This is a genomic window from Actinoplanes cyaneus (assembly GCF_016862095.1).
GTDB classification, from domain to species: Bacteria; Actinomycetota; Actinomycetes; order Mycobacteriales; family Micromonosporaceae; genus Actinoplanes; species Actinoplanes cyaneus.
Genome location: NZ_BOMH01000054.1, coordinates 47,466 through 53,853, shown reverse-complemented (window position 1 = coordinate 53,853; position 6,388 = coordinate 47,466). Strand labels below are relative to the sequence as shown.

Genomic DNA, 6,388 nt, shown 5'->3' with positions numbered 1-6,388 from the left:
TTATGGTCAGCCCAGTTATGGGCAGCCGGGTTCGGGTCAGCCTGGTTATGGGCAGCCAGGTTCGGGCCAGCCTGATCAGGGGCAGGCCGAGTTCGGGCAGCCGGGCTTCGGCCAGCCGGGGCAGCCTGCACCGGGGCTTCCGCCGTATCCCGGTCAGCCCTCTTACGGACCCCCTCCCGGGACGCCTGGGGTGCCGGGATCACCCGTGGCGCCGGCATCACCTGGGTCGCCAGCCGGAATGCCGCCGTCCTACCCGGGTCAGCCGGGGGCGTATCCGGGACAGCCTGGGTCGTATCAAGGGCAGCCCGGGCCGTTCCCGGGTCAGCCGGGACCGTATTCAGGACAGCCGGGACCGTATCCGGGTCAGGCCTCGCCGTATCCGGGCCAGCCTGGCGCGTATCCGCATCCGGGTCAGCCCGGCGCGTATCCGCCGCCTTACGGTGCGCCCGAGCACTCGGCCAACCCTTGGCAGCAGCCGTCCTCCGCTCCGCCCGCGTCTGCTCCGCCCGCGTCCGGTCCGCCCTCCTCGCCTGTGCTGCCGTCCGGATCGCAGCCGTCCGGTCTTCAGCCGGGTTCGTCGTCGCCGTCCGCATTCGGGCCGCCGAGCGACCCGTGGGGTCTGCCGCCCGCGGCTCCGGGCTCGTCGTCAGACGCGGCCCAGGGCAGCGCCACCTCCGACCCGTCGTCCGGCTCGGTCCCGGGTTCGGCCTCCGACCCGTCCTCCGACGTGGCGCCCGGCTCGTCTCATGGTGCTCAGCCTCCCTCCACACCCAGTGGCCAACCGGCTCCTCCGGCACCTTCCGTCCCTCCGGCTGACGAGGAGCGGCCGCCGCGCGACTCGGCCTGATCGCCGGCGCCTGCCCATCCTGCACGAGGTTTTCCGAACCGGCTCGCTTGTCCACAGGCGGGCCGGTTCGGTTATCCACAGGCGTTCCGGTCCGTCCGACCCGGATCCCGAATACGCGGTAGGTTTCCAGCCAGCCGAACACCGGGAGCCCTCGATGTCCTACGCCGCCGTGCCACCCGTCACCGCGCCACCGCCGCCCGCCAGCGCGCGTCCGCCTGCCGTGACGACGGCTTCGCTCCTGCTCTGGCTCATGGGTGCGGCCGGCCTCTGCTATGCCATCGCGACGGTCGCCGTCGCCGCCGGCACGGTGAGCCGCTTCCGGGGCGCGACCAGCGGCGAAGCGGCGGACAACTTCGTCACCGTGGTCTGGCTGGACGCCGCGCTCGCCGCGATCCTGTCGATCCTGTTCTTCGCGCTCCTCGTGGTGCTCGGCCTGGGCCTGCGCCGCGGCAGCCGGGTCGCCCGGGTCGTCTCGCTGGTCGTCTGCGTGCTCGGCATGCTCGGCGGCCTGGCCTCGTTCGTCACGGTGCTGGCTCAGCGCTCCGGCGATCCGGCGCCGGGCTCGATCAGTGACGCGCTCGGCTCGGCGTACCCGCAGGGCTGGATCGGCCTCAACGTCGTCGTCGCGGGGCTGCAGGTCCTCGCCTACGCCGCGGTCGGTGCGATGCTGCTGGTCGCGCCCCGCACGTTCTTCGGTTACGCCCCCGCGCAGGCGGCCCAGGGCAATCCCGCCTTCAACCCCTATCCGCAGTCGTTCGCCGCTCCGGGCCCCTACGGCCCGCCCGGCGCTCAGGGACCGTATGCCGTGCCCGGCGCTCCGGCTTCCTTTGCTCCGCCTGGAGCACCCGGTGCTCCAGGTCCCTACGGCCCGCCCGCTGCCTCGGGCTCGTCAGGCCCTGCTCAGTTCGGTCCCGGTCAGTTCGCTTCCGGTCAGTTCGGCCCGCCCGGTGTGCCCAACCCGCCCGGTGCGCCCAGCCCGGCCAGTCCGTTCGCTCCGCCTGGTGCTTCTGGCCAATTCGGGCCGCCCGGCTCAACGGGTGGGGCTCCGTCGAGTTTCCCGCCGGCGCAGAGCTCGCCGTACGCTCCGCCCGTCCCGCCCGGCTTCACCCCGCCCGTGCCTCCGTCGGTGGATGCTTCGGCCTACATGCGGCCTGTGCCGCCAGCCGTGGGCGTTCCGCCGGCTACGGGGCTTCCGGCAGCCACGGAGATTCCGCCGGCCACGGGGGTTCCGGCGGCGCCGTCGGCTGCGGAGCCGGCTGAGCACACGTCGCCGGCGCCTTCCGGGCTGTCCGGCGCCCAGCCGCCCGCATCGCCCAACAGCTATCCGCCCGTGGGCGGCTTTCCCACCACACCGCCCGCCGCCGACTCTTCGTCCCCGCCGTCGGGTGCTGTCACGCCACCGGGTCCGGCCACGCCGCCGAGCGACGCCCAACCGCCCACGCCGCCGGGTCCCGCCACGCCGCCGAGCGACGCCCGACTGACCACGCCGCCGGGTGCCGCCATGCCGCCGAGCGTCGGCCAACCGCCCACGTCACCGATTGCCGGCTCACCGGCTGAGGCGTCCGGCCCGTCGGGCCTCCCAGCAGGTGTCGAGGAGGCCCCGCCCGCGGGCCCTGCCGACAAAGCGGGTGGAACCGTCCCGTCCCGTCCTGTGGAGGACGACCGACCGGCCTGATGCGGCCGGTGCCGGCCGACCTGCGGATGCTCGGTGAGCTGTTCCAGGCTTGGCGTGAGGAAGGCTGGAGGGCAGGCTAGGCCGTCCCGTCCGGCCTGGTCTGCCGACGGCTGGCTGCGCGGAAGAGTGGTCGCTGCCCGCGGGCAGGTTCGCGCGGTTGTCGGCATGCCCTGCCGTCCCGTGCCTGGCTGACGAAGTCGAGGTTCGGCTGCCCTGCTGTGCGCCGGCTGCGGAAGGAGTTGCACCTCCGGGCTGTTCCTCGTGATCGGTTGCGCTGGCTGTGGGAGAAGTTCTACCTCCGGGTTGTATCCCGCGGTTCCGTCTGTCCGATGTGCGCTACTTACGGGATGACTTCCACCTCCGGGAGACGGTCCTGCCCTTCGGGCTCCCGCCCTTTCGGGGTGTCTTGGTAAGAGCCTCACGTTCGAGTCGTCGAGGGCCTGCTTTCGCTGCGGCGTACGTCACAGCCGTGACCGAACCAAGCGTCAGGGCCCGGAAAGCAATGCCGTCCGGAGTGCTCGGTGAAGACCCGATGTTTGGATGGTGCCTCGCGTGGAGAAGGGGCATGAAGGCCTCAGTCGGGTAGCCGACCTGAGTGGGCCCGCTCGTCAATTGGCGGCCACCTCCTTGGAGATCGCTGAATGGGTGCCGGGGATCGTCAGGCGCCATGACGCACGGTCCAGGCAGGGGTCCAGATCCCAGTTCGGCTACGGAGAGTGGGCAAGGACACATTGGAGTCGTTCCACGGCCGGATGACCGGACGCGGAAGCGGCTCACGCCTGGATCCGATGACGAATACTGACGGTTGTCATCGGAGTGACCATGCGGAAGGACGGCTAGATCCGGTTCTGCATCGACGACTGTGGGTCACTCGAACGGGTACGGACGGTTTCCTTCGATGTCACCCGATCGGCTGTCCGGATAGCACTAGATCGGCCATCCGGTGGGTGTTTTCGCCTGGACGGACAAACGTGATTCCCGGGGTTCACAGGACTCTCACAGCGCGGCTACCAGGTCATCTTGAGGGGTGGATGGGTACCGTGGCGGTGTTAGCTGCTTTGAGCTGCATCTATGGTCGCCGGAAAGGTCAAGATCCGTTGTACGATCGGTAAACCTTCTTTACAGAGCCATGTAGAGGCCTGGGTCAATAGTTCCGTTCCGCCCCGGCGGGGCGAAAGATTCCGGTTTCCTTCAAGCCAGTACGCTCGATGTCATGAAGGCACGGCACGACCTGGGTAAATTCATCACTGAATTGCCCGTCGCACAGCGTGGCGTCGTGCTTTCATCGGGTCGTGAGGCGCGTAGCGGCCTGTTGATCGCGCAGCGTGGCGTGATGGTGTCGACGCGTTCCGTGGCGAGTCATCGTTCTGGGTCGTGAACCGAACAATCGATGAATTGACAGTGTGGATTGGCTCACTCCCGAGAAGGGGATCGAGACCTCGACACGGATGGGTAGCGACCAAGTGGCGGCTGAGGCGTTGCAGGAGGCAGAGACCGAAGTCGGTGTCGGCGGAAAGGTTGATCGGATGAGTGGTGCGGTTCGGGGCTCCGGCCCGCGCCGGCGGTCGACCGACACGGCGATCGATGTCGGCCTTACGGCCTGAAAGTTAGCCGGTTCGTTCCTGCGCACATGCAGGAGAATCGATGCAGTTGGTGGAAGGATGGAGATCGTGGGAACTGCGTTGGCGGAAATGACGATGCCTCAGATCTCGCCGCTTGCCGGCGAGCCAATTGAACGCGCCGACGCCGAGCGCCTGGCGGGAGTGCTCAAGGCACTCGCCGACCCGGCACGGCTGCGGCTGCTGAGCCTTATCCAGTCCGCGACGGACGGTGAGGCGTGTGTTTGTGACCTGACGGCTCCCCTGGGCCTCTCGCAGCCGACCGTTAGTCACCACCTGCGGATCCTGACCGAGGCGGGTCTGCTGGAGCGGGAGAAGCGGGGAGTGTGGGCGTACTACCGCCTCGTGCCGACCGCGATCGCGACGATTGCGGACCTGCTGACGCCGCCCCGTAAGCGGGCGACCAAGAAGGCTCGCTGATCCGTGGCAATGCCTGGCGTCACTGAAACATGGGGGCGTGACGCCAGGCCGAGGACCTCTTCCCTGGCCACCCCTGGCGATTCGAGGAGGAACGGGTGAACTACGTGCCTGGTGACCTGCGTGACCAGCTCGCGCACGTGGGTTACGACGTGGTCCAGGCCGGTCTCGTCTGCGGCTCGGGCGGCAACCTGTCCGCCCGGATGCCTGATGACGATGCCATCTGGGTGACCGCGAGCGGCGCCTGGCTCGACCGGCTCAGCCGGGCGACCTTTGCGCCGGTTCGTATCACTGACGGTGAGCTCGCGACGGTTGGCGCCCTGCCACCGCCGCGGATCGAGCCGACCAGCGAGCTGGCACTGCATCTCGCGCTCTACCGCGCCCGGCCGGACGTCAACGCAGTGGTGCACCTGCACCCGCAGACGGCGTTGCTGCTGGACGCGCTGGGCGAGCACATCCGGATCGTCACGACGGACCATGCGTTCTATCTGCGCCGGGTCTCCACCGTGCCGTTCCGGCTGCCGGGCACGACCGAGCTGGCCGCGATGACCGCGGCGATGGCCGCGGACGGGACCGACTGCCTGGTGCTCAGCCAGCACGGCTGCGTGGTGATGGGCGACTCGGTGGAGCTGGCGCACAAGCGCGCCCGCAACCTCGAGGAGGCGGCTTCGCTGACGTACAAGGCGCTGGCTGCCGGCCGGCTGGAGAATCTCCGGGACTGCCCGGAAGAGTTTCTGAACCGGCTTTCCGGGTCCGCGGCGGTCACCGTCTGAGCGGGCCCATCGACGCTGCCAGCCGGCCGTCCCTAAGGCCGGCTGGATCGCGTCTCGTCGACTGAGCCTGGCCGTCTCCGGCCAGGCTCTTCTCGTGTGACGAGCGAATGCCGCGATCCGGAGAACACAGCGGCCGGCCCTGGAAACCAGGACCGGCCGGGTGGTGGACGGAGGGTCAGGCGCGGTGCGAACGCGGCCGGCGGTTCCGGTCGTCGTCCTCGTCGTCGTTCAGGTGGGCCGACTCGGCGAGCCCGGCGATGGTGGCCGCCGCGACCACCCCGACCGCCGCCGCGGCCTGCGGGCCCTGGTGCGTGCCGTTCTTCTTCGCCTTCCGCTCGCGGATCATCTCGATGAAGATCGGCAGCGCCGAGAGCAGCACGATGATCACCACGACCGGCAGGATGTAGTGGTCGATCTTGTCGCCGATGAGGTCGTAGATCTGCTTGGCGAGCGCGTGCCCGATGATCAGCACGCCGTCGGTCCAGAGGATGGCGCCGACCACGTTCCACACGAAGAACTTGCGGGCCGGCATGCCGAGCGTGCCCGCAACCGGGTTCAGGAACGTCCGCACGATCGGGATGAAGCGGGCCAGCACCACGGCCTTGGCGGGGCCGAACTTCTGGAAGTAGTACTCCGCCTTCTCCACGTACTCCCGCTTGAACAGCTTGGAGTCGGGGCGCTCGAACATCTTCCGCCCGTAGCGCGCGCCGAGCCAGTGCCCGAACTGGGCGCCGGCGATCGCGCAGATCGGTGCGCCGATCAGCAGCCCGGCGAACGAGAGCTGGGTCCCGCCGCCGAAGATCGCGTCGGCGACCGGGGACGCGGCGATGCCGGCCAGGAACAGCAGCGAGTCGCCGGGGAAGAAGAAGCCGACCAGCAGGCCGGTCTCCGCGAAGAGGATGGCCAGGACGCCAGGCAGTCCGAAGGTGTGCAGCAAGTCCTTCGGGTCCATCGGGTTCAGGGCGAGCTGCTCGGTGAGCGCACGGATGTCCACGGTTAGCCAGGGTACCGGCCGTCCGGTGCGACCAACCTGTACGACTGCTGTGGATGCCTTGTG

The 6,388-nt window shown here is 69.4% G+C and carries 5 protein-coding genes; 4 read left to right on the top strand and 1 reads right to left on the bottom strand.

The window, feature by feature from the left end:
* The first annotated feature begins 773 nt into the window (after positions 1 to 773).
* The 4 genes from Acy02nite_RS33640 (at position 774) to Acy02nite_RS33625 (ending at position 5,331) form a co-directional block, all read left to right on the top strand.
* The gene (locus tag Acy02nite_RS33640; protein ID WP_203750002.1) at positions 774 to 2,522 is read left to right on the top strand and encodes a hypothetical protein; all 1,749 of its coding nucleotides are present in this window, start codon (positions 774 to 776) and stop codon (positions 2,520 to 2,522) included.
* 1,213 nt (positions 2,523 to 3,735) lie between these two features.
* Complete coding sequence (locus Acy02nite_RS33635) at positions 3,736 to 3,900, top strand: hypothetical protein (RefSeq protein ID WP_203749999.1); 165 nt, start codon at positions 3,736 to 3,738, stop codon at positions 3,898 to 3,900.
* A gap of 283 nt (positions 3,901 to 4,183) precedes the next feature.
* Positions 4,184 to 4,561, top strand: a complete 378-nt coding sequence (locus Acy02nite_RS33630) for an ArsR/SmtB family transcription factor (protein WP_014440216.1) — start codon at positions 4,184 to 4,186, stop codon at positions 4,559 to 4,561.
* Positions 4,562 to 4,656: 95 nt separating this feature from the next.
* Positions 4,657 to 5,331 (top strand): class II aldolase/adducin family protein, encoded by a 675-nt coding sequence (locus Acy02nite_RS33625; RefSeq protein ID WP_203749996.1) that lies wholly within the window; start codon positions 4,657 to 4,659, stop codon positions 5,329 to 5,331.
* A gap of 175 nt (positions 5,332 to 5,506) precedes the next feature.
* Here Acy02nite_RS33625 and Acy02nite_RS33620 read toward each other — a convergent pair whose 3' ends face one another.
* A complete protein-coding gene (locus tag Acy02nite_RS33620; RefSeq protein ID WP_239175450.1) occupies positions 5,507 to 6,325 on the bottom strand; it encodes a DedA family protein in 819 nt (272 codons plus the stop codon).
* Between the last annotated feature and the right edge of the window lie 63 nt (positions 6,326 to 6,388).

What these genes read in the sequence shown, in the direction of transcription:
- Acy02nite_RS33630 (WP_014440216.1), top strand. Translation starts at nt 4,184, where the DNA reads ATGGAGATCGTGGGAACTGCGTTGGCGGAAATGACGATGCCTCAGATC.
- Acy02nite_RS33635 (WP_203749999.1), top strand. Translation starts at nt 3,736, where the DNA reads ATGAAGGCACGGCACGACCTGGGTAAATTCATCACTGAATTGCCCGTC.